The sequence below is a fragment of the Bacillus sp. CHD6a genome (genome assembly GCF_001293645.1).
In the GTDB taxonomy this organism is placed as follows: Bacteria; Bacillota; Bacilli; order Bacillales; family Bacillaceae_I; genus Sutcliffiella_A.
Map to the genome: position 1 here is coordinate 50,900 of NZ_LBMD01000010.1, position 24,359 is coordinate 75,258.

A 24,359-nucleotide genomic window follows, 5' to 3' on the forward strand; every position below is an offset into this window, starting at 1 on the left:
TGTACGATTGATGAACTATAATGTTTCATTTAAAGTATATCCCTACAATAAAAAGATACACCTAGTATGCAATAAATGCTAGGTGTATCTTTTTGTTAATTTACGACTATACATGTTCTTCTTTATTTTGATTATGAGCATATAGATTCCTAAAAGAATTTTGTAGATTCTTTTTATCCAATTTCCCTACGGCGGTTTTAGGTATTTCCGGAACAAAGACTATTTTCTTCGGTATTTTATAAACTCCGATTCTGGATTTGCAGAAGGTCAGCAACTCTCTCTCAGAAGTTTGCCTTTTACTAGATACAATGGCAATTACCGCCTCTCCCCAAACTGGGTGTGGTACACCAATAACACAAGCCTCCTTGACCGCTTCATGCTGACAGAGTATTTGCTCCACTTCCAATGGATAAACATTTTCGCCGCCTGAAATGATCATATCTTTCGTCCTACCAACTATATAGAAATAACCTTCCTCATCTCTTCGACCCAAGTCACCTGTTCTCAGCCAGCCATCACGTTTGACTTTCTTGGTTTCTTCTTCTTTCTCCCAATATTCAGAGAAGACATGGGAACCTCGAATATATATTTCTCCGACCTCTTCCTCTGTCGCTTCTAAGCTATCATTTACCATCAATTTCACTTCATTAAATAGCATTGCTTTGCCGACTGATCCCTTTTTTCCGTATGCCTCGTAAGGATCAATGTAGAAATTGTTTGGTCCTGCTTCTGTTAGTCCGTATCCTTCTTTAAACAACTTCCCCTTCTGGTAGAATGCTTCGTAAATTTCTAATGGACAAGGGGCACCACCCGAAAGAAATGTTTTCATGGTTGGAAAGTCTGTTCCATGAAAATGAGGATGCTCAATCAGCATGCTATACATGGTTGGGACCATTAAGGTAATGGTACACTTATACAAATTTAGTAGTTTGATGGCTTTTTCCGAATCAAAACTCCTCATCAGGACAACGGTCCCACCTGCCATAAGCAGTGGAGTCGACAAGGCATTAAGCCCCCCTGTATGAAACATAGGCAGGCAAGTCAGGGTGGTATCTTCACCATGAAGTCCCCAGCTTACAATAGTATTGATGGCATTCCATGTAATGTTTTCATTAGTAAGAATTACTCCTTTTGGATGGCCGGTTGTGCCCCCTGTATAGATAATGGCCGCCGCGTCATGGAATCGTGTGGGGGGTGAACCAATCTTTTGCATTTCTTTTGTCGCCAATTCATCAAGTGAAAACACCTGACATTCCAACTGTTTTGATTCCTCTAAATAATCATCATGCACGATCACACAATTAGCTTTGCAATCTCTTACTATATAGTTCCATTCATTTTCCGCCAGTCTCCAATTAATTGGTACAAAAATTGCCCCTATCTCTCTACAAGCAAAAAGCAAATCAAAGTACACTATATGATTGGGTGACAACAGAGCCACTCGATCTCCTGCTCCAACACCAGCAGATAACAATCTCCCCGCCATATCTCTTGATCGATCGTACATTTGCTTATAATTCCATTTTTCTCCCGTTTCGCCGTCTATCACTGCGATTTTATATGGAGAATGTTGTGAACGCTTCTGTAACCAAGAACCATTCATTTCCACTTCCATCTCTCCCCTACACAATACAAGATACTCATACTATAGGAGATGAGAGTTACAGAAGGGTTACAACAAAAAAAGGGCATCCATATTATGATGGATACCCTTTTCACATTACTTAAGCTTCTTTCACTTTCTTTCGTTTGATGACAATATAAAATGCCGGTACAAACAACAACGTAAAGAATGTGGAGAAGAAAATTCCTGAAATAATGGAAATGGCAAGTGGCGTAAATAATACATCTCCACTAAACGCGATTGGAAGTAAAGCGGCAATAGACGTAAAGGCTGTCAGAACCACCGGTCGCAACCTTGCTTTACCTGAATCGATCACCGCTTCACTCAGGGTTGCCCCCTCTTGCAAACGGTATTCCATGAATTCAATGAATACTGTAGCATTCCTTACCACGATTCCCGCAAGCGATACAATCCCCATCATCGCCATGAAACCGAGGCCGGTTTGAGTGATGAACAAGCCTATCATCGCCCCAGAAATAGCCAAGTAAACGGAACTCATGATTAACAAAGGCAATCTTAATGAATTGAACTGAACAACCATTAAAATATATATCAAGAAAATGACGATCAAGAACAGTTTTCCTACTTCAATAAAGAAGTCACTTCTTGCAGAAGATTCTCCTCCAACCGAAACGGAAATACTATCTGATTCATAGGATGCTGCGATTTCTTTCACTTCTGCCTCTAACTTCTGTTTGTCATCCTCTCCAGGATATACACGTACCGTTATGGTTCTGTCCCCATCCTTATGAGGAATTAATGGCAATACTTCTGTTTCTTCAACAGACACAAGCTCCGATAGCGGGATGAGAACCGGTGCCCCAAATTCCGACGTTTCTGTTTTACTCGGAAGCTCCAATGCTTCAAGGTTTATCATTTCTCCATCTTCTACAAGGTCTTGAACAATGGTAAGTGTTTCTCTCTCTAGACCTGCTTCATAAGACCCAACCGGGATTCCTTCTGTCACAAGCCTGATCTGATTACTTATTTCTTGAGCGGTAATTCCATGCTCTTCCATAGCTTCTCTGTTTGGAACATAATTAATAGTAGGTTGTGCCGATCCTACGTCATCAATAACCGCTCCGCTACCTTCTAAGCTTTTAATCTCTTCTTTCATCCCGTTAACGGAATCCATGAGATTTTCTATGTCTTCCCCAACAACCGTCAATGCGATAGGAGCTCCTACAGGCGGACCTGCTTCAATGGTAGAAAGCATTACGACGGCGTCTGGATTTTCATCTCGTAATTCAGGCTGCCATTTGGCAATCGTGTCTGCAGCAGACTGCTGCTCCCGGTCGACTCTTAAGACAATCTGCCCAGTGTTCTCACCTGAATTGGATAGTGTGCTGCCAAATATCCCAGGTTCACCGCTTCCAGCAAAGATGGTCGTTTCGTAAACAGCACTATCTGTTTTGATGCTCTCTTCCATTTGTTGAAGCCTTGATTCTGTCTCTTCCAGTGGTGTCCCAGCTGGATATGTGACGGACACGGTCACCTCTTCACGATCAGCACTAGGGAAGAATACGACCGGAATAAATGGAACCAGTGCGTAACTTGCAGTACAGAATATAAGAACAGCAAGGCCTGTGAGGAGAGGTTTTTTCACTACCTTTGTTAAAATTTTTGTACTGTACCAGTTCCCCGCCTTATCAAATTGAGACCCTAGCAAACCATCTTTTCCTTGTTTGCCTGTCTTTTTCTTTTGACGCCATGCCATGAAAATCGGCACAATGGTCAAAGCGACAATCGTGGAACCGATGATTGTAGCAATAAGAACGGTCGGAAGTGCAGAAATAAAAGCACCGTTTGGCCCACCTAGGAAAGTCAATGGCAAGAAAGTAAAGACGATGGCCAAGGTGGAGGTAATGATGGATACCCTAACTTCTTTCGTTCCGGTAATTGCGCCTTTTAACGGGCCATCACCAAGTTGGTAACGTCTTTGGATGTTATCATTTACTACGATGGCATCGTCCACCAGTATTCCTAAGGCAATGATGATTCCGATAATGGAAATCTGGTTTAGATCAACATTTGCATATGGTAAAGGGATTAATCCAAGCGCAATCGATATTGGAATAGAGATTGCCACCAGTATTGCTGAAACTGTATTTAATCCAAAAAACGTAATTAATACTACTGCTAAAATAGAGATCAGGAAGGAAATTCCCAAGTCTTTGAAAATTTTAGACACAATCTCATTTTGCGTATAATAAAGTTCCATCTCCACTTCTTCTGGAAGGTCTTTAGCGAGACGTTCCATTTCTTCATCCACAGTGGCATTCAACGATGGAATGTCTACTCCTTTTTCTTGCATGATCGTCAATGAAATAGCAGGTGAGCCATCATACGTTATTAAATCTTTTTGTTCTGTCGGTATTTGCGTTAAATTTGCAACATCCCCGACATAAAGCGCATTTCCTTCTTCATCCTTTTTCAGAAATACATTTTCTACTTCTTCAATGTTTTCAATATGTTCAAATGTCAGCTGGGAAATCTGGTTATCTTCCTGCTGACTACCAAGAGGGGTGATTTGCAATTCATTTTGAATAGCCGTTATTACATCAGGAAGTAGTACCCTCTCTTCTTGCATGGTTTCTGAATTCAAGTTAAGGGTGTAGCTCGATTCTTCTAACCCTTTTATTGTAATTTTTCGAACACCATCAATATCCTCCAGTTGAGGGACCCAACCTTCAATGATGTCCTTTTGCTCTAATAACAGGGAACGGTCTTCATGTAAGATGTGGTACGAAGCAATGGCTCCCATTTGAATATCCGTGTTAATTGACGGCTCAAAAGCGTCTTCTGGAAACTCACGGCTTACATCCGAAACTTTTTGCTGAACCTGGGAGAATACTTTATCCCTGTCCGCATCATCAGTAAGTTCCATCACAATATTAGAGATGCCTAGTCCTGAAACAGATGAGACACTGTCCATTCCGTCAATATCTAATAGTTCTTTTTCAAGCGGGGTGGTAATATCGCGTTCTACTACGTTTGGAGCAGCACCTGGATACACGGTGGTGATGGTTCCTACATTTAATGAGATTTCGGGAATCTCTCGTTTTGGTATTTGAAAATAGGTCAAGGAACCAATGACCACCAATAATAGTAAAAATATTAGAGTTACTTTTGGCTTTTTAATAAGCGCATTAAACACCTGAATGTCCTCCTATACTCAATTATTCAAATTTGACTATTTATCCTGAATTCATCATAAGGTGTGGGTATTAGTCTTGGCAAGGATGAATATGCTTTGGTGTGTTTTGTTTTATTTTTCGTCAAAACTTCAGAATGGTATACAAAAAAACTAGGTGCTAATTAGCACCTAGTTTAAAAGTAAACTGTTTATTTATTACATCATAATACCGCCATCTACATGCAGAACCGTTCCATTCACATAATCTGATTCGTCTGAAGCAAGGTAAAGATAGGCGCTTGCGATATCACTCGGCTTGCCAAGTCGTTGGAGGGGAATTACCTGCAACAAACTTTGAATTACTTTCTCTGGGACGGTTGCTACCATATTAGTATCCACAAACCCAGGTGCCACAGCATTTACATTAATATTCTTTCGGCCAAATTCCTTTGCCCATGATTTTGTCATTCCAACAACGGCTGCTTTAGAAGCTGCATAATTAGTCTGACCAACATTTCCATAAACCCCGCTCACAGATGACGTATTGATGATTTTCCCTTTACCATTTTCCAGCATATGAGGCACCACTGCTTGCGTACAGTTAAAGACCCCAGTAACATTAACATCCATTACTTTTTGGAAGTCTTCTCCACTCATTTTTAGAAGCATATTATCTTTTGTTATACCAGCATTGTTAATGAGAATATCAATCTTACCAAATCTCTCTTTAACCATGGAGACCATTTCCACTACTTTGGCCTGATTAGAAACATCCACTTGGTAGAATGCCGCTTCTCCTTCTGATTGAAGCTCTGCCGTTCTTTGTTCGCCTAGTGTTGCATCATAATCCACGAGAGCAACCTTTGCCCCCTCTTTTAAAAATACACGTGCAGCCTCCAACCCTAAACCATTGGCTGCACCGGTTATGATGGCAACTTTACCTTCTAATCTCATTTGAATTGTTCCTCCTGTTTCGCTACGAATGCTGTAATCGCTTGCAATAATTGTGGTAAATCATCTACTTGTGCGGAATGACCACACCCTTTAAGAGAAAGAAAGGTCGCCACATCTCCAAGGTCCTCCACCACTTCTTTGGACATCTGTTCGGATATAACAAGATCCTTTTCACCAGCTAACACAAGAGTTGGTATGTTGATTTTCTCCACTTCCCCTGTGCCTTCTTTCAGTCCATTATGGTGATTACTAATATTGAAGATATTAAGCGCATGAAGAATTTCCGGATAATTGCGCTGTGTTAGCATATCTTCCAGATACTCCTCATACCGATTTGCATCCGGTTGATTGTCATGATAGATCGCATAATCCCATATCATTCTCAATACCTCTTTGTTTCGGTTTTCATATGCATGGGAAATGGTAATAGTCCTGGTCTTGTCTTGCATAACCTGTTCATAACTTGTTAGTCTTTTTGATAGCTCTGGTTGACCGTTTACATCCGTTTCAAACATTGGATAACCTCTTGTTGATGCAGAAGCAAGTAGAATGAGCTTTTTTGCGAAGTTAGGGTTGTCAGCTACAAATTGCATGGCCACCGCTCCGCCTGTGGACCACCCAACTATGGTAAAGTTGTTCAGATTTAATTCGTCTACAAATAGTTTCATGTCAGCTGCTAGGTCTTTAATAAAATAGATTTTTTCATGATACGATGATTCACCGAACCCCCTCATATCAACCGCTACAAGATGAAAAGAAGCATCTATGTTCTCCATTAGTAAATCCCAATGCTTAGAAGAAGTCATATTACCATGTATGAGCAGAATAGTCTCACCACTACCAACTCGTTCTCTATATCCATATGTCTCCCCGTTTGGCAGTTTTACTTGTTTTTGAACGATCATTTTTTTACCTCCCTATTTGATTTTCCCCATTGAATAGTCGTTGCACCCCAAGCATAGCCAATCCCCGCACTCACCAACACTACAATGTCTCCCTCCTTGACTCGGTTTTGCTGTAAAGCAAGTTCCAAGGAGAGAATTTGATCGATTTGACCGACGTGTCCGTAGTTTTCTAGATAAATAGATTGTTGTTCGGACAAACCTAGCTCCTTTAAAACATATTGGTGGGCTGACTTTTTCATATGAAGGATTCCGAGATAATTCAATGCTTCTTCCGTAAGACCGCTTTTGGATAACGACAGTCGAATTACTTTCAAAAAATTCTTCATGGATTTCTCTTCTAATTTTCCTTTCATTCCAACAGGATCAAGCACATCCAGCTTATTCAGACCTTTTTCCAATGCTTCGGGAGAAATGGGGTGCTTCGTTCCGCCCGCAACTACTACTACGTCCTCAGAAAAAGAACCATCCGTTATAAGATGAGAAGCCAATAAAGAATTTTCACCATGATTCTTTCTTAACACAATGGCTCCCCCACCCGCTGCAAGGTTATACATAAATCTGGTTCTTGGATTGGTGTAATCAATAAAATCTTCGTTACGGTATCCACCAGCAAGCAGAACTGTCTGAATAGATTCATCCGCTATCATCATATCTTTTGCAACTTTTAATCCCATGATGGTGGTTCCGCATCGCAATCCCATATCAAAGCCTACCGCATTTACCGCCCCAAGCTGCTTCTGCATATATAGGGCTGCCGTCCATAGTGGATATTCTTTATGCTCTTCCCCAATATAGAGAATCAGGTCTATTTCCTCTGGCGCAATCTTTCCCTTTTCCAAGGCAATCCGTGCAGCTTTTATTCCCATTTCACACGTATGATCCTCGTAGCCCGCAACTGGCTTAGACCGAATGCCCAGCTTTTCTTCGACCACCTCTATAGGTATTCCAGATTTCTCTGCGATTTCCTTGCTGGTCATGAAATTTTCTGGAATAAATGTACCGACACTTACAATTCCTATCTGCGTCATAACCTCACCCACTAAGTTTTTCTTTCATATATTTACAGACTTCTTCAAAGCAAGTAACCGTTATTTCCTCTTCCTCTTGCACGTGGCTGACTGTAATTCTCCAGATTGGTGACGGCTGTCCTGCATCTGAAAAACCGGCACACCGTACAACAAAAGATGCAACTTGTGGCTGACTGCTCATCCATTCCCCTCCAATTAACCTGAAATGTTTTTCTCTTTTCCTACTTTAAGCTGCGCTCCTTTTCTTCTAGACCACCATAATCTGACGGTCCCTACAATCCCTTGAGGAAAAAACATCACCACGACAACGTAAAGAATTCCGAAAAAAATAATCCACCTTTCAAAGATCCAATGAACTTTTGCAAGATCTGTTAACCAATGGTGTGCAAACTCTATCAACCCTGCTCCAATTATGGCGCCTATTAAAGTACCTACACCTCCAATGATGGTCATCAATAAGGCATCCAACGTGACGTCTACTGCAAAAACAGACGTATTGACGAACCTAAGTGTCAATACATAGAGACTGCCGGCAAAACTAGCAAACACACCAGCTACCACACTCGCTATGACTTTATAATGCAGCACATGGTAGCCAAGCGATTCGGTCCGCTCCTCATTCTCTCTTATTGCCTGCAGGACCCTTCCTAATGGAGAATGTGTAAATCGCTTTAATAAAAGGAAAATTAGGACCATCATGATTAAAGACAGCAAGTATAAATTTAATCTATCACGCAAAGGGTCAGGAATACTGAAGGTAAAGCCATCATTCCCCTGTGTAAGTGTTCGCCACTTTTCCGCCAATACTAAGAACAATCCTGAGAAGGCAAGGGTTAACATTGCATAGAAGTGACTTTTCAAACGAAGGGAAAGCATCCCGACAATATAGCTTACAATACCTGCAATAACTGCACCGACAAGAATTGCTAATACAAGCATAAGTAAGGTACTGTCATATTGCTTCAACATGATACCCGTAGAATAGGCTCCTATTCCAAAAAACATGGCATGCCCAAACGAAACAATACCGGTATAACCAAGCAAGATATCATAACTCATTGCAAAGATGGCAAATAGGAAGATTTGAGTAAACATGATCAATAGAGTACGAGAATCTGTCACAAACGGAAGTGCAAGAAGCATCAAAAATATGATGATGTAGACGGCATTTGGTATGGTCATATAGTTGTTCATCCTCTCACCCCTTTACCCCAAATAATCCTTGTGGACGGAATATCAAAACGATGGTCATCAGCATCATGTTCACTGCCAATGCTAAATCCGGAACGAAATAGGCCATAAAGGATCCACTCAATCCGACCAAAATGGCTGCAAGCACCGAACCTGTAATGCTTCCCATCCCCCCAATTACCACCACAATGAATGCCAAGATCCCAAACTCCAGACCCATCTCTGCATAAATAACACCGGAATACGGCCCAAGCAGCATGCCACCAAGTGCCGCCATTGCAGCCCCAGCCATAAACACGAGCATAAATACCCTTTTTATATTAATGCCTAATGCCTGCACCATCTCTTTGTTGATCACACCTGCTCGTACGATAAGGCCTATTTTTGTATTTCTTAGAATATAGAAGATTGCAGCGAAAACTAAAATACCAATAACAATGATAAACAAGCGATATTTGATGATGATGATATCCCCAAACTCCCAGCTGCCACTCAAATATGATGGCGTTCTTGCGCTAAGCTGATTGGGACCGAATACCACTTTAATCATTTCACTTAAAACCAGCATGACTCCTAATGTAATCAGAATCTGTTGAACATGATTTCCATAAACAGGCTGAATGATGTATCGTTCAAGCGCAAGTCCCAATATAAGCCCAGTACCAATTGCAGCAATAATTCCTACTAGGAAGCTGCCTGTTGCCGAATATACCCAGATCCCTGAAAAGGCGCCCCAGGCAAACAGTCCCCCATGGGCAAAGTTAAGGACATCCATTAAACCAAATATCAAAGTCAGACCAGCAGCAAGCAAAAAAATCAACATTCCCGTTGCTAATCCGTTGACTGTCAAATTCACCAATACATCCACTATATGCCCCTCCTTTATGCGATCCCAAGATATTGCCTTCTGAGCGCCTCATCTTCTTTCAGCTCATGCATGTGACCATGGTGAACGGTCTTTCCATCATCCAAGATATAAAAGCAATCCCCTATTGTACTTGCCATATAAAAGTTCTGCTCTACTAGAATAATGCTCGTTTCTTTTTTCATCTGCTGGATGGAGTCCATCACCTTTTCTACCATAATTGGAGCCAACCCCTTACTTGGTTCATCAATCAATAGAAGCCTGCTGTTATTAATATAAGCCCGTGAAATTGCCAGCATCTGCTTTTGACCGCCACTTAAGTTCCCGCCCCGCTTTTTCCAGTATGTTTTTAAATCCGGAAACAAGTCTAACACCCAATCTAATTTCGCAAGGGTTTCTTTATCTGTTTTTTTCATGGCAACCTTCATATTTTCTTCTACTGTTAACTCTCCGAACACCCCTTGATCTTCTGGGACATAGCCAATTCCACTATTAGCTATGTCATACGTTGCCAATCCAGTAATATCCTGTCCATCAAACAAAATAGAACCCTGTTTAGGAGGATTAAGACCCATCACACTTCTGAGAGTTGTCGTTTTCCCTGCTCCGTTTCTCCCTAGCAATACGGTAACTTCTCCTTGTTTCGCTTCAAAGTCAACACCTTGCAAAATATGAAACTGGTCAATATATGTTTGAATCTTTTCCACTTTAAGAAGCGTTGTCATCATACAATCCTCCCAAATACGCTGACTGTACTGTTTCATTGTTCATGATCTCTTGCGGTGTACCGTCCGCTAACAATTTCCCATTGAAAAGTACCGTAACAGAATCAGACAAGTCTAATATCATGTCCATTTTATGTTCAATTAATATGATGGTCCTATCTTTCTTGGCTTTTATTAGTTTAATAACCTCCAGTATTGCCGGTACTTCTTCAATGGACATACCTGCCGTTGGTTCATCCAAAAGAAGCAGTTCCGTTTCAAGCGCTAAAAGCATGGCAATTTCAAGTTTTCTCTTTTCTCCATGTGCCAAGTTATTTGCAAGTGAAGAAGCTTTATCATCCAGAAGGACCGTCTTTAATAAATCCAATGACCGCTCTTCAAACTCCTTAAAGTGTTGAAAATGAAAAAGCATATTATACCTGACTCCACGCTGAGACTGCACTGCCAGCCGAACATTTTCCAAGACTGTTAGATTTGGAAACACATTAGTAATCTGAAACGACCTCCCAATCCCTTTTCTAGTCCGTTTCATGGAGGAAAGCTTTGTTATGTCCTCCCCTTTCCAAATCACCTCTCCCTTTGTAGGCTTCAACTGTCCGCTTAAGAGGTTGAAAAATGTTGTTTTCCCAGCTCCATTGGGTCCGATGATGGATTTGAAATGGAAAGGCTCCACCGTAAAACTAACATGATCCACTGCCACATGACCTCCAAATGCAATGGTTAAATCCTTAGTCTGTAAAATGGGATTCAAATTGTGTACCTCCTTTTAATGATATTTAATAACACGAAGGAACTTTAGAGCATCGCTCCAAAGTTCCACTTCTACTTATTGATTGTTACGGATTGGAGGAGCTGTTTCCTCCGGAGATAGCTCCCTCATTAACACAGGTACTGGATAGTCGAATCCATCCACTTTCTCTAGACGCACAGCATATAAAGTTTGCATCGCTTGATGATCCTCAGGTCGGAACGTCATTTGACCTTTTGGTGTATCAAAGCTCATTCCTTCCATTGTTTCTATGATTAAATCGGAATCCGTATCCCCCTCTGTTTTCTTTAGTGCTTCCACGATAGCGATGGCAGCCGTCATTCCGCCTGGAGTAAACAAGTCTGGAACTTCTCCGTTGAATTTTTCTTTATGTTTTTCCACTAACCAATCATTAATTGGATTATCAGGAAGTGTATGGTAGTAAACGGAGAACCCTTCCATACCAATCAACTGTTCCATTGTGTATAAGGCTGCAATATCAGGAGCACCCGTAGAAATCTTGATTCCTCTTTCTTGTACTTTCATATCGGAAATCTGATTCCAAGGAGAATTCGCACCTGCCCATACAACAAAAAGATAGTCAGGGTCTGCATCCAAAATCTTTTGAATATTGGATGTAAAATCAGTTGCAGCAGGATCTGCATATTCTTCTAGAACAATTTCAGCACCAAGTTCCATTGCTGCTTCTTTGAAAGCCGCCACTCCATCATGGCCAAAAGAATAATCTGGTGCCAATGTCGCAATCTTCACTCCATCTCCTGCAATCGCAGCTGCTCCAGCCACTGCATCTTGAGAGGAATTTCGTGCTGTACGGAAAATATATTTGTTCCAATCTGCTCCTGTAATACTATCGGCCACTGCTGGTTCCACCAACATCACCTTTTCATACTCTTCTGCAAGAGGCAGTACCGCTAAAGTGTCTCCAGAGCTTGAAGATCCGACTAGGAAATCTACCTCATCTTCTTCCAATAGTTTAGTCGCTTTTTGAATCGCCACTTCCGGTTTTGTTTCAGTGTCTTCCACTACAAACTCTATCTTATGACCGTTTACTTCCATTGTTCCTTCTGTTGCATATTCAAGACCAAGTTCAAAGCCCTGAACCGTTTGCTTACCATACGTTTCAAGCGCACCAGTTAAGGAGGCGAGCACACCTACCTTGATTACTTTTTGATCACCGTCACCACTTGAATCTGTTTCCGTTCCGGCATTGCTGTCGCTACAGCCAGCCAACACCAACATCATTGCACACACAAGCAGAAATCCTGTCTTCCACTTTTTCATTTCCCTTCCCCCTTAACCCATTAATGTGTTTAAGTTGTATTTTCAGCTTAAGACGAGGTGGTTACAAATGGGTTACAAAGCAAAGCCTGCTACACGAAAAACAACCGCCCGGTTCTTTTTTAGTTGTTGGTTATTCTCCGCTGTTGATCTCCGCAAATGACTTCGCCTTCCTAGGGGCGGTTGCTTGAGCCTCCTTGCTCCGCTAGAAGCTGCTGAAAAAGTCTTTGACTTAAGATGTTGTTTAGACACCGCTGTTCATTTCCGCAAATGGCTTCGTTTTCCTAGGGGCGGTGCTTGAGCCTCCTCGCTCCGCTGCGGGGTCTCAAGCTACCGCTATCTCCCTCAGGACAAGGAAGGCTCCGGCAGCAATACATCGCACGAAGAAAATGCGTAGCATTTTCGAGGAGTCTTCGCCTTTTGCTCCAATCAACAGCTATTAATTACTAGTAGAAAGAGTTTATGTACTTTCTGTTACACTGGTTAGATACCTTTTTATAACCTCTAAGGTAAATGAAGTAGTTTTGTTGATTGGAGTGGAAGGCGCATAGACGCCCGAGGGAGGATGGGACAGGTGAGAGCCGTGGAGGCTCACGGACCGCCCGCAGGCAAGTGAAGCGCGTGAAACGGAAATCAACTGTTTAAAAAACTCTTTCTTATCTTAAAAAACCCCACCATCAAGGCGGGGTTAGTTGGCTTTTCCAAGCACCATATCGTACATTTTCTTCGTCGAGAACATTGGTTCTACGCCCAGCTCACTTTCCAAATAGTGTTTGCACTTTGCAAACCATTTCATGGCTTGTGAACGATTGTTTTTGTGATAATAACAAAACATAAGCAAGCGATAAGCTTCTTCCCAAGTCGGGTCCTTATCAATAACTCTCTCACATAACTGTATGGCGGAATCAAATTCCTTCCTTGCCACCAAAAGCTGTGCAAGCTTTTCACTGCACCGCAGATAGTAGACCAGTAGTCTCTCCCTTTCGTTTAAACACCAGTCTGCATATTTTTGGTCGGGAAGGAAATCTCCCTTATATAAAGCCAATGCTTTTTCTAAATAATTTATAGCATTTGCAGGCTCCTGTTCTTCTAGTCCTGCTGATGCATAGCTTTCAAATTCACTACAATCCAGAACATAGCCGCAGCTTGAGTTCAACCCATATGAATTCCCCTCTCTTTGAATAAAGAAAGGCTCCGTTCTAGCTTTTCTCACGGGTTCCAATGCATTGTTCAGTGCATTTAGTGCTACTTTAAAGTCTCTCGTTACCGTTTTCTCAGGAGCATTTGGCCAAAGGGCTGAAAAAATTTCATCTTTAACTAATTGCTTGTTTCTTTTTGTTACAAAGAATTCCAGAAGCTCTTTTGCTTTAGCTCGCTGCCAATCTTTTGAACCTACCTCTTTTTGACCGAGCCAAACTTTAAAATTCCCAAGTGTTTGGATTTTTAACGTGTATCCCGGATGATTCTGGATATTAGAAAAGCCAAGCTCATTCAACAAAGACGAAACGTATGCAGGCTGAATTTCCCTATTTTGTGCTTCCATAAGAAGGGGAGTGAATTGTTGAAGATCGTTTGGCCCAAAAGTGGTTCTGTTAGATAGTATGTATTCATAGTTGCCAGTTTGTAAGAAGTTCAAAAATACATTCATGGATTGTGTAAACTCTTTCCACTCCTGCCGTTCATAGTAGTAGAATGCCTTCCAGAAAGACAGCAACAATTCTGCATACTGATCCCCACAGTTACGCAAAAGCCTGCTTGCACGGATCCCGTAATATTCTGCCCTATCCCACTTTCTATGGTGAAGACTAGCTATTTTCATTGCAAGATAGATGAGTCCAGAAAGCCAGTTATCTTTTACTTCTTCCGTTTCTTTCAATGCCTCTTCTCCACAAAGTATTGCTTTCTCATAGGCACCTTGATTGGTGTGCAATATACATAAGCCCATATTTGCTTCTGCTTTTCCTCTTGACACATTCAGTTCTTCCATAATTTCCAATGCAGTTTGATAACATTCCTTAGCAAGCGCACTATCATAAATCTCCATAAGCTGAACAGCATGACCTAAGCGAATCCAGCCACAAGCCTCTACAAAAGGAGCTTGAAGCTTAATGCCTTGTTTTATTCCTGCATCAGCCAATTTTTTTGCCTGGTCTGCATTTCCCATAAATGCTTCCACCAATGATAATAGGAGATCTGTCTCGCGGTGTGACTGTTGCAGTGTCCCTTTTGTGTGATCTTTCTTCTTATGGAGAAGGAGTTTTTTCGCTCTATGAAGGTTTCCTGAACGCAAGAGGATTCGTGCTTCGAGGTTTCCTGCCTCCTCCTGTTTATAAACAACATCAAGCTTATCGAACCATTGCAGTGCTTTTGGTGCATGCCCTTTATTCAAGAAATTCTCGGCCATGATGGCATATAACTGATTTTCTTCCTTCTTTTCAATGGGGCATGCTTCTATTAGCAAAATCGCTTCAGACAGGACTCTTTCTGCTTTAATCGGTTGGATAGTGTCAAGATAGATTTTGGCAATTCCTTTCAAAGATCTTATGATTACAAGGATATCTCCGGACTTTCTGGCAGCATCCAGTCCATTTCTATATGCCGTTTCTGCTTCCTCATAAAGACATCGGTAACGAAGAATCTCTCCTTGTATAAACCAAAGCATATAATATCTACCTTTTATTTCATCAGAAATTCTATGCAATTTTTCCAAGACATAAGAAAGTTGTCCTTGTTCCATCAATTGAATTCCATGCTCATGAATAAGAACGCCGATAGAGGAGTAATCGGTTATCTTTTCAAAATGTGAGATTGCCGGAAGAATGTCCCGCTGTTTCATATACCATCTTGCACAGCGTTTATGTAAAAGCAGGAATTGTTCTTCTTGCCTTATGAATCTTCTTTCGAGAAATTCTTTAAAAAGGGCATGATAACGGTATTGGCTTTTTCCTGTTACGGTTATAAACAGATGACGCTCTGCCAGGGACTGCAAGATATAGTTAGACCCGTTTATGCCCAAAACCTCATCACACATTTCCCCTGTAAGCATATCCATGATAGAGGTTTGTTCCAAGAACTGCTGAATCATTGGTGTCTGCTTCATGAACACTTCCGTTGCCAAGTACTTGAATAGGTCTTCCAATTTCCCTTGCGTTGTGACCAAGCCAACTGTGGATGTTTCTTCTGCAAGCCTTTGACTCAATAGACCTAACGCCATGACCCAGCCTTCTGATAAGGAGTAAATTTGTTCAATATCGTCATCTTCCACTTCTAACATATAAATATCTTCAAGGAGCACTTCCACCTCTTCCCTGGAAAACTTGAGATCTTCTTCTGTTATTTCTAAGAGTTCATTTTTCACCTTCATTGCCGTAATAACATCCCAACCCGGCCTTTCCCTTGTGATGAGAATGACATGAAGATTACTCGGGAAATGCTGTAGCAACCAATGAAACCATGTAACGATGTCAGGGTTTTTCTGTACAAAGTGAAAATCATCAATAATTAAAACGAGAGATCCATCTATATGCGCTATTTCATTAATAAACAGTGAGCATAGATCCTGGATTTCCTCCTCTCGAATATAACGGTCCATCTTGTTCAAATAACTTAATATACCTTCTCCAAATTGATTTTTAATCGTTCTGATGGAGTGGACAACATATCGTAGAAAGGGGATTAATTCATCATCAAAATCCGTTGCGGTGTACCAACAGGAGAGGGCATCAAAAGTAGGTGCGAAGGAGGCAACAATTGTGCTCTTTCCGTATCCCGGACCTGAGTGAACAACGGTGACACCGAAGTTGGTAACCGCTTTCATTTTTCTGGCTATTTTTACTCTTCTAAGAACATGTTCTTTGACTGTAGGTATCGTGATCTTAGTCTGCACTACAGTTTCTTGAGGAAGCATCTACCTCTCCTCCTTTTTTCTGAATTTTAAATCTATTACTTTCTATTATAATGATTGGGGAGTATAAAAACATCAAAAAGAACAGCTAATCTTAACAAAAGCTGTTCTTTACTTGAAAGTCGTATTAAATTCATTAAACGGCCAGTAACGGACATGGACTTTTCCAACGATGTCCTCTATTTTTACAAAACCAAAATGCCTGCTGTCTAAGCTGTTTAATCTGTTATCTCCTATTACAAATACATGTCCTTTCGGTACTTCTTCTTCGCCCGTTAACTCTTCTAGCGAAAAATCTCCTGTAAAGTTTCCGCCAAATATCTTTAAATTTTCAGGAGAGATGAAAGGCTCTGTCACAAGCTCTCCATTTACATAAAGCATATCTTGCTTGTATTCAATTTGGTCGCCAGGCAACCCGATTACTCTTTTTACATAATGGATATCGGCATCTTCTTGTTGAAAAACAACGACATCAAATCGTTCTGGCTTGGTAAAGGAGTAAACCATTTTATTGACCATCAGGAAATTTCCCTGCTCCAATGTAGGATTCATAGAATGCCCTTCTACAATATAATTAGAAAAGAAAAGCGCACGAATCATAAGCACCAAAAGGAATGTGACTACCAACCATTTCATTGCTGATTTACGTTTTGTGATCTTTTCTTTCAACTCATAACCCCCGGAATTCTATCTAGGTCTTTTGTACGTTAATATTATCATAATATACTGAATTTTTACAAACAATTGTTTATTTTTCACCTGATAGTTGTAGACGAAGTTCTACTTTTTTACCGATAAACCATAAAACTAACATAATAGTAATGGCAATAGCTGTTTTTATCGGGGCGCGAATAAAGGAAATGATGTCATACCCAATATAACTGATGGTAAAAATCATCACCATTTTACCAGCTACCAGCGCCAGAAAAAATTGATAAAATTTAATTTTTGAGAGACCGGCAACCACGTTGATTAAGAAAGATGGGGTAAAAGGAAAACTTAGCAAAAGGAAGATAGGGCCGAAGCCATGTCTCTCAATCCATGACATCATTTTTCTAATCTTTTCTTTTCTAAGCAACGCCTGTATTCTTCGGCTTCTTTTCAATTTATGAACAAAATAGTATACAATTACTGCTCCGACTACAGACCCTGTCCAAGATATTAAAAAACCGAACCAAAGACCAAAAGCAGCAGCATTTGCCATGACAATTACAATCAATGGGAGAAAAGGAAGAAAAGCTTCGAGCACCACAAACAGGAAACCAGGCAGCGGTCCAAACGATTGATACTCCTCCAATATCTCCAGTAGATTCTCCATTGTCAGTAATTCTTTCATATAATCAATAAATTCCATTACACTATCTCCACTTCTCTGCTAGTCATCTTTCTCTATTGTACTAATTATTCCTTTAATGTCCCATTAAATAACCTCATTTTCAAATTTTACTCTGTTAAACAGCCAAACTTTTCATTATGTAATTTCTCAAACACAAATATGCTTTTATAAAATGCCTCACTAAATTCTTCTCCATCCTCCAATGACCAGCAGATAGAAAGTACAGAATGTGCAAACCCCCATGCAAAAATTCTTCTTTCATTCAGTTTCAATTTATCCACCAGAACGGCTATTCTTTTTGATAGAATTGCCTCTAAATTTTGATCATCTGGAAGATTGTTTAAAAGAAATTGAATCGTATCATATTCACGTTCTCCGACCAAACCTTTAGGGTCGATGGCTATCCATGATGATTCTGCCTTTAAAATATTGTAATGGTGCAGGTCTCCATGCAGGATATATCTTTTATTTTTTTCATCGAGCAAGCTTCGAAACGTACGAATAGCTTTTAACAGAATGTCTCGAGTAATCGGAGCTTTACCTGCTGGATGTTCGTTGAAAAAATGATGGAGACCGCGCTCTCTGTCTTCAATAAGAGGAAGATTAGAATAGGATGTATCTGGTACCCACAATGATTTCATGATTCCAGCAGCAATCTTGGTTGCTTCTATGTCATCTCCCAATGTGGCAAGCGTATCGCCTGGAGTAAGTTGTTCTATAATCAATATTCCACGATCTATTTCCATGTCTATAATCCGAACTATGCCTTCACCAGCAAAATACCTTAACGCGTCCACTTCAGAATAAAATTCCTTGCTTGGAACAGAGAGTTTCAGGACAACCTGGCCCCCACCTTGTTTCTTGGCAGGAGCCACAAAATTATATGAAAGCTCAAAGGGAGGAAGAATCTTCAGACTCCACTTCTTCTCACAGTAATGTATTAAGGAGTCAAAGTTCTGTAACCACTCTTCCCCCTTTTCTTGATGGATGTTTCTGATTGTCTGCATATATTTTGGTGGGAGATTCACCATGTTCCTATTCCTCTCGCTGGGTAAATGCCCATCGATGACCATCTGGATCGGCCAACTCAAACTGGATGTCTCCCCATGGACGAATTACCGGCTCCGTTAGTGTATTATTACCATTTTGATGGTCTATTGGTGTGAGTCCGTTTTCTTGAACAAAGCGGAATAGTTCCTTCACATTTTGGACTGCGGCATGTACCTCGGTAATGCCTGGATTTGTTTCGTCTGTCGGGTGAAGCATAATCAAGCCGCTACCCAGGTGGAACCAGTGCATCCCTTCATAGCCGTGTGAGTATTGGAACCCTGCATTCGTGTACCATTCCTTGGAGCTTTCCGTATCTTTGCAAAATAGAACAATGTGATCGAGACTTTTTATCATGTATGATTCTCCTCCTTAATTTATCTTTCAGTAAAAACGAAGCTCTCCCAAAAGGAAGAGCCTCGCATGCTTTCTACTTTATTACTTAGCACCCTCCAAATATTCTACAAACCAGTTCTTAATATGCTCCAGTCGGTGAATACGCAGTGCTGGATCTCCACTTCTAGAGAGTTCATGATTGGCACCTGGGAAACGAACAAGCTTCGTTGTTTTACCCTGTTGTTTCAATGCAATGAAAAGTTGCTCTGCTTGTTCAACTGGACAACGGTAATCTCGTTCTCCGTGCAGAATTAAAAGTGGGGTATTTACATTGCTAACATATTTGATTGGAGAATGCTCCCAAAGCTTCTCCACTTTTTCACCCATATCTCCTTTTACTTCCCATTCAGAGAAATAGTAACCAATGTCGCTGACACCATAAAAGCTCAGCCAGTTTGAAATAGAGCGTTGTGTCACGGCTGCTTTGAAGCGGTCGGTATGACTGACCACCCAGTTTGTCATGAAGCCTCCATAACTTCCTCCGGTAATCCCCAGATTCTTTTCATCAATAAAATCGAATGTTTCAAGCGCATAATCCATTGCAGCCATGACATCGAGATAATCCTTGCCCCCGTAATCACCGCGCACAGCATCGACAAAATCCTGGCCATAACCGTGACTTCCTCGCGGATTGGTAAATAACACGACAAATCCTTGAGCTGTTAAGGTTTGGAACTCATGGAAGTATGTGTTGGCATACATGGCATGTGGGCCGCCATGCACCTCCAAGATGGTCGGATATTTCTTTCCTTCTTCAAACCCAGCAGGCTTCATGATCCAACCATGCAAATCCCAGCCATCCGGTGCTTTATAGCGGATAGGTTCGGCAATACTTACCTCTACTTCATTTTTCCAAGCTTCATTGACATTAGTCAATGGAGTACGTGTCTGAGAACGGAAGTCAAGATAGTAAAGTTCCCCCGGTTCAGTAGAGTTGCTTACCCCTACAATTGCTTCATGAGTATCGGTAAGCATGCTTACCGCATACACGTGCTCATCCGGCAGATGGATGGGATACATAGAACCATCCAACGAACCAAAGTAGATTCCTGTAGCACCTTGGTCACTCATTAAGAAATAAAAGCCTTCACTCTCTTCAGTCCACATAAGACCAGGGTTCACATTACCGGAATGGAAATCACCAACTACAACGTCCCCTACCTCCACATCCAGATTTTCGGATAGGCAATGAGTTTCACCTGTTGCAAGCTGGGTCACCCATACACGAGTCAACGTAGCACTTTGAAACTCTTTTTCGTGGCCTAAAAAACCTAAATACTGACCATCTGGTGAGAAGGAGATCGTAGAGAAAAAACCGTTGCTACGAGTAATTTTTTTCTTTTCTTTGGACTGAACATCCATTACATAAACATCAGAGACCAATGAAACATCCGGATCTTCTTCAAGATTTGCTACAAAAGCAATTTGTGTTCCATCAGGCGACCAGGCAGGGCTGCCATAATCACGATCTCCTTCTGTGAGGAGGCTCACTTCCTTTGTTTTCAAATCCAGTAAGGCAAGATGATCGTTTTTATTGTCCAAAAATCCCTTGGCATCAGACTTATAACGCATTTTTTCGACTACGAGGGGCTCTGGCTTTTTCTTTTCTGCTTTTTCAGAGGAACTGCCATGCAAATCATCCACGCTCTCTACAGAAGTACTGAACAAAAGTTTCGTGCCACATGGTGACCAGACTGGACCTCTGGCACCATTTTGGCAGAAGGTAACCTGCTCTGCTTCTCCGCCGTTAACCGGCATCACATAGAGTTGGCTTTTCTCATTTCGGTTGGAGACAAAAGCAAGCTTGCTTCCATCCGGAGACCACCTAGGGCTTGTTGCTCTTCCTTTTCCAGATGTAAATGGTACCGCTTTCCCATCTAAATCCCCAACGAAAATGGAGGAGCGGTATTCATTATCTTCCTCGTGAACTGTAGTCTGTACAAACGCATATTTGCGGGAATGTTTATCCCATTGAGGATCGGTAATAGATGTTAGCCGAAACAAGTCTTCAGACTCTATTTTTCTCTTTGTCATTGAAATCTCTCCCTTATGTAAATTCTCCATTCTACTTATTTCGACAAATGAAATAATTCCCCTTTAAGAAATTTGAAAAAAACTTTAAATTACAGTTTTAAAAAGGCACTTGCATATTTTTTGGTTTTTGGTATAAAATAAATACGAACAAACGTTCTTTATTTTAGGAGGAAGATGAAATGACAAGATTATCAAAAGAACAAATAAACCTGTTTGAACAGGCGATATATCTTCCTTTGTTATTGATTGTTTTAGAAAGAGATACAAGCGTTATTAAGGACAGCGGAATTAAACTAAAAGAACCCTATCTTACTCTTATTGATCAAGTCATGCGCAAAATTCAGCTTCAACTTAAGCAAATAAAAGCGGACATGAAGCAGCAACACATGAAACTCCACAAATTAAAGCAGGATGAATCCTTCACCATGTATGCCTTTCTGTTTAATGGATATGAAGAGCACCATAACTATTTCAACCCTAGAATCAGGAATAAAGTAAATGAACTTTTGATGCAATATATCTTGAAAACGGAAGAATCGATAACTAATGAAAAATAGGTATGAATGGTTCTTGCAATGGATTGCGTAAAGTAACATTTAACTCATGATGTTCATTTACAGAAGCATAAAAAACATCTTCAACACTAGTTACTTTCTGTTTTAACAGTTCTTCTCGAAGCCAAGCCTCGTTTAATCCTTTGTATGCCAAAGTTTCCTTATAAATTCGACCGTCCATTATAACTGGAAAATCCATGGAGTTTTCGTAACCACCAGAGCGAACATCTTCCACCTTTGCCACCTCTTTTTGGGGCTTCATTTTAACGGATAGGTTTCCATTTGCTTCAATTAATGCAAAGTGAACGTCTTCCACTTTAAAAACATCTTTTTCCCTTAACATTTGCAGGACATTATCAATCGAGTAACTTATTTTACGCATATTCTTAATGTGAAATTGACCTTCATATATGACTAATGTCGGTTCAAACGTTAAAAGTCTGCCAAGCCTATGATTTTTTATCTTTAACCACGCTATTATTTTCTGCAGCAGACCTATAGCGATAATTGCACCTGCAGTAGGAAAATGCTGGATGCTTGGGTCTGCAATATCTGCTCCAACTACCGCTCCAAGTGTGATGATAACAATGAAATCAAACACGGGAAGCTCTCCAATGGACCGTTTTCCCATAAATAAAGTTACAATTAACATGAGCGGCAGAATCGTGATGATTCTTCCCAGCACCTTTAAGAAGTCTATGAATAATTCCACTTTAATCGCCCTCCTAGCTTGCCTTAATGAAAAATTGGTACACTTTGTGTGTAACCGGGGGTTTTTAAGGTGACATGCAGGATATTATCTTCATTTAGTGCCGCATAAAATACATCTTGGATATTAACAATATTTTTTTTCAGTAGCTCCTTTTGTAACCATGCTTCATCTAATTCTAGATATTCCAATGCTTTTGGCTGTATTCTACCATCCATGATAACGGTGTATTCGAGGGAAGGTTTTGGGAAAGTAACCTGCACATCTTTCATTTTCAATGGTTCTTTTTCTGGCTTTAATTTCACTGATAACTCTCCGTTTGCTTCAATTAAAGCAAAATGGACATCCTGCAATTGGAAAACATTCTTTTCCCTTAACATTTGCAGGATATTATCAATAGAGTAACTGATCTTTCGCATATTTTTTATATGGAATTGACCTTCATATATCACAAGAGTGGGCTCAAAAGAAAGAAGCCTTCCAACTTTATGGTTCTTTATTTTTAACCAAGCAATGAACTTTTGTAAGAGTGCAATTGCAACGATAGCTCCTACAGTAGGAAGATGATGGATAGTAGGTTCAGCAATATCTGCACCGACCACCGAACCCAGTGTTAAGATGACAAGAAAATCAAAAACCGGAAGTTCACCAACAGAACGCTTTCCCATAAATAAGGTTACGACTAGCATCAATGGCAAAATGGTAATAATGCGAAAAATCACCTTTGATAGATCAAGTATTAGTTCCATAAAGTGAATCGTCCCTCCATCCTTTTTCTTAGCCTTATTCAAAAAGAGAAGGTTATGCATTCTTACTCCAAAAAAGAAGCCTTTCTTTTACGAAAGACTGTAAGTAAAGGAAGGACTATTCTCCTGTTAATCTTGTCTTAACTTTGTAAGTCCTTACTGTTTCTCAATTTGTACATAATCCCCGGGGTAGCGACAAGGCTGCGGTTTGGGTTACTCCTTTTCCTGTTCACTCGTTGCTGAAGCTTTGCCCTAAAAAGAGACGTACGATGGACTTGTGCTTCATAAGAAGTTTTTGATATCGGAAATTCCACCATGATGTTGTTTGGAAACATAACTTGTGTATTCCCAGTGGGACTATGTTTATATTCATATGCGTAATGTAGTGAAATCCATATGCAGTTATCATTTGTAGGTGATGCAGTGGGGAAAAAGAAAATGTCATTCATCGGATCGATGACAATTGGGGGTTTGTGAGTATAGCCGGAGATACCCTTGGTACCTTGTTTTCGTCCTTCAAAGCTGGATCCGTAAAAGTTGCAGCTGTCTTCTATAATTTTTATGGGAGGCAATGAAACATAGATTTCTCCCTCTTCTTCAAGCACCTTTGAATAAAGGTTGCCCTCCATTTCAAAGGGAATGATTGCCATAGTAAAGCCATTAATTTCATAATCACACGACATATCGACATTATTCTTCATTATGTTCATCCTTTCCATCCATGTTCTCTGTCATCTCGTGACAATAGAACTAGTTATTTGACTATTTATGTATATTTTCCCAGAAAACCCAATCAGTGTAAAGGTTTTTAAAATATTTTAAATATTTTAAAAATTTGTTGATTTTTCTAACTTTCCTCAATATACTATTAAAAAGGCTCGAGGTGAGGAACTCATGAAGAATGAGAAGTCTTATACGGAATTGATGAAAGCGAAAAAGATGAACAAGAAAGTGTCCGTTGAAGCCTATATGATGAATGTGTATGTTCAGATGATTATTGATGAGTCTTTATTCCACTACCACAAAAACCTTCTGCAAGAGAAAATTGACAGTGCCCTGGATGCCAATGACCCTTCCCTGTTCCAACTACTTTCCACTAAATATAAAAAATTTCTAAATGATTGGGGCGTTTCCGCATAAAAGGAAATATACCCCAAA

At 40.5% G+C, this 24,359-nt stretch carries 22 protein-coding genes; 2 read left to right on the forward strand and 20 right to left on the reverse strand.

Features of this window, described 5'->3' with window-relative positions:
* Positions 1-106: 106 nt before the first annotated feature.
* The 17 genes from AAV98_RS09120 to AAV98_RS09195 form a co-directional block, all read right to left on the reverse strand.
* Positions 107-1,615, reverse strand: coding sequence for a class I adenylate-forming enzyme family protein (locus AAV98_RS09120; RefSeq protein WP_060665247.1), 1,509 nt, complete (start codon positions 1,613-1,615; stop codon positions 107-109).
* Between the two features lie 109 nt (positions 1,616-1,724).
* The gene (locus tag AAV98_RS09125; protein WP_060665248.1) at positions 1,725-4,781 is read right to left on the reverse strand and encodes an efflux RND transporter permease subunit; all 3,057 of its coding nucleotides are present in this window, start codon (positions 4,779-4,781) and stop codon (positions 1,725-1,727) included.
* Between the two features lie 195 nt (positions 4,782-4,976).
* Entirely contained in the window at positions 4,977-5,714 is a 738-nt protein-coding gene (fabG, locus tag AAV98_RS09130; protein WP_060665249.1) for a 3-oxoacyl-ACP reductase FabG, read from the reverse strand.
* Complete coding sequence (gene phaZ, locus AAV98_RS09135) at positions 5,711-6,619, reverse strand: intracellular short-chain-length polyhydroxyalkanoate depolymerase (RefSeq protein WP_060665250.1); 909 nt, start codon at positions 6,617-6,619, stop codon at positions 5,711-5,713. Before phaZ ends, fabG begins: the two co-directional genes overlap by 4 nt.
* Complete coding sequence (locus AAV98_RS09140) at positions 6,616-7,647, reverse strand: 3-oxoacyl-ACP synthase (RefSeq protein WP_060665251.1); 1,032 nt, start codon at positions 7,645-7,647, stop codon at positions 6,616-6,618. The genes phaZ and AAV98_RS09140 overlap by 4 nt, the downstream gene beginning before the upstream one ends.
* Before the next feature lie 4 nt (positions 7,648-7,651).
* Positions 7,652-7,828, reverse strand: coding sequence for a hypothetical protein (locus AAV98_RS20260; protein WP_156317705.1), 177 nt, complete (start codon positions 7,826-7,828; stop codon positions 7,652-7,654).
* Positions 7,829-7,842: 14 nt separating this feature from the next.
* Complete coding sequence (locus tag AAV98_RS09145; protein WP_060665252.1) at positions 7,843-8,841, reverse strand: branched-chain amino acid ABC transporter permease; 999 nt, start codon at positions 8,839-8,841, stop codon at positions 7,843-7,845.
* Between the two features lie 4 nt (positions 8,842-8,845).
* Complete coding sequence (locus tag AAV98_RS09150) at positions 8,846-9,706, reverse strand: branched-chain amino acid ABC transporter permease (RefSeq protein WP_060665253.1); 861 nt, start codon at positions 9,704-9,706, stop codon at positions 8,846-8,848.
* Positions 9,707-9,720: 14 nt separating this feature from the next.
* Complete coding sequence (locus tag AAV98_RS09155) at positions 9,721-10,428, reverse strand: ABC transporter ATP-binding protein (RefSeq protein ID WP_060665254.1); 708 nt, start codon at positions 10,426-10,428, stop codon at positions 9,721-9,723.
* Positions 10,412-11,179, reverse strand: coding sequence for an ABC transporter ATP-binding protein (locus AAV98_RS09160; RefSeq protein ID WP_060665255.1), 768 nt, complete (start codon positions 11,177-11,179; stop codon positions 10,412-10,414). Before AAV98_RS09160 ends, AAV98_RS09155 begins: the two co-directional genes overlap by 17 nt.
* Positions 11,180-11,254: 75 nt before the next feature.
* Positions 11,255-12,478: a substrate-binding domain-containing protein gene (locus AAV98_RS09165; RefSeq protein WP_060665256.1), complete on the reverse strand. Its 1,224-nt coding sequence runs from the start codon at positions 12,476-12,478 to the stop codon at positions 11,255-11,257.
* 685 nt (positions 12,479-13,163) lie between these two features.
* A complete protein-coding gene (locus AAV98_RS09170; RefSeq protein ID WP_060665257.1) occupies positions 13,164-16,382 on the reverse strand; it encodes a BTAD domain-containing putative transcriptional regulator in 3,219 nt (1,072 codons plus the stop codon).
* Between the two features lie 108 nt (positions 16,383-16,490).
* Complete coding sequence (gene lepB / locus AAV98_RS09175; RefSeq protein WP_060665382.1) at positions 16,491-17,015, reverse strand: signal peptidase I; 525 nt, start codon at positions 17,013-17,015, stop codon at positions 16,491-16,493.
* 112 nt (positions 17,016-17,127) lie between these two features.
* Positions 17,128-17,733 carry a TVP38/TMEM64 family protein gene (locus AAV98_RS09180; RefSeq protein ID WP_060665258.1) on the reverse strand — a complete coding sequence of 202 codons (606 nt, stop codon included), beginning with the start codon at positions 17,731-17,733 and terminating at the stop codon, positions 17,128-17,130.
* Between the two features lie 89 nt (positions 17,734-17,822).
* A complete protein-coding gene (locus AAV98_RS09185) occupies positions 17,823-18,746 on the reverse strand; it encodes an aminoglycoside phosphotransferase family protein (protein ID WP_060665259.1) in 924 nt (307 codons plus the stop codon).
* A gap of 4 nt (positions 18,747-18,750) precedes the next feature.
* On the reverse strand, positions 18,751-19,119 hold the full coding sequence (locus AAV98_RS09190) for a VOC family protein (RefSeq protein WP_060665260.1): 369 nt from the start codon (positions 19,117-19,119) through the stop codon (positions 18,751-18,753).
* A gap of 81 nt (positions 19,120-19,200) precedes the next feature.
* A complete protein-coding gene (locus AAV98_RS09195; protein ID WP_060665261.1) occupies positions 19,201-21,192 on the reverse strand; it encodes a S9 family peptidase in 1,992 nt (663 codons plus the stop codon).
* A gap of 179 nt (positions 21,193-21,371) precedes the next feature.
* Here AAV98_RS09195 and AAV98_RS09200 point away from each other — a divergent pair, with 179 nt between their 5' ends.
* Positions 21,372-21,749, forward strand: coding sequence for a hypothetical protein (locus AAV98_RS09200; RefSeq protein ID WP_060665262.1), 378 nt, complete (start codon positions 21,372-21,374; stop codon positions 21,747-21,749).
* Here AAV98_RS09200 and AAV98_RS09205 read toward each other — a convergent pair.
* The 3 genes from AAV98_RS09205 to AAV98_RS09215 form a co-directional block, all read right to left on the reverse strand.
* The gene (locus AAV98_RS09205; RefSeq protein ID WP_060665263.1) at positions 21,736-22,458 is read right to left on the reverse strand and encodes a DUF421 domain-containing protein; all 723 of its coding nucleotides are present in this window, start codon (positions 22,456-22,458) and stop codon (positions 21,736-21,738) included. The two genes, AAV98_RS09200 and AAV98_RS09205, sit on opposite strands and share 14 nt — an antisense overlap.
* 23 nt (positions 22,459-22,481) lie before the next feature.
* Positions 22,482-23,204, reverse strand: a complete 723-nt coding sequence (locus AAV98_RS09210; protein ID WP_060665383.1) for a DUF421 domain-containing protein — start codon at positions 23,202-23,204, stop codon at positions 22,482-22,484.
* A 137-nt stretch (positions 23,205-23,341) separates the two neighbouring features.
* Positions 23,342-23,902 carry a competence protein ComK gene (locus AAV98_RS09215; RefSeq protein ID WP_060665264.1) on the reverse strand — a complete coding sequence of 187 codons (561 nt, stop codon included), beginning with the start codon at positions 23,900-23,902 and terminating at the stop codon, positions 23,342-23,344.
* Between the two features lie 193 nt (positions 23,903-24,095).
* On the opposite strand from AAV98_RS09215, the gene AAV98_RS09220 reads away from it, so the two are divergent.
* Entirely contained in the window at positions 24,096-24,341 is a 246-nt protein-coding gene (locus AAV98_RS09220; protein ID WP_060665265.1) for an IDEAL domain-containing protein, read from the forward strand.
* Positions 24,342-24,359: the final 18 nt, after the last annotated feature.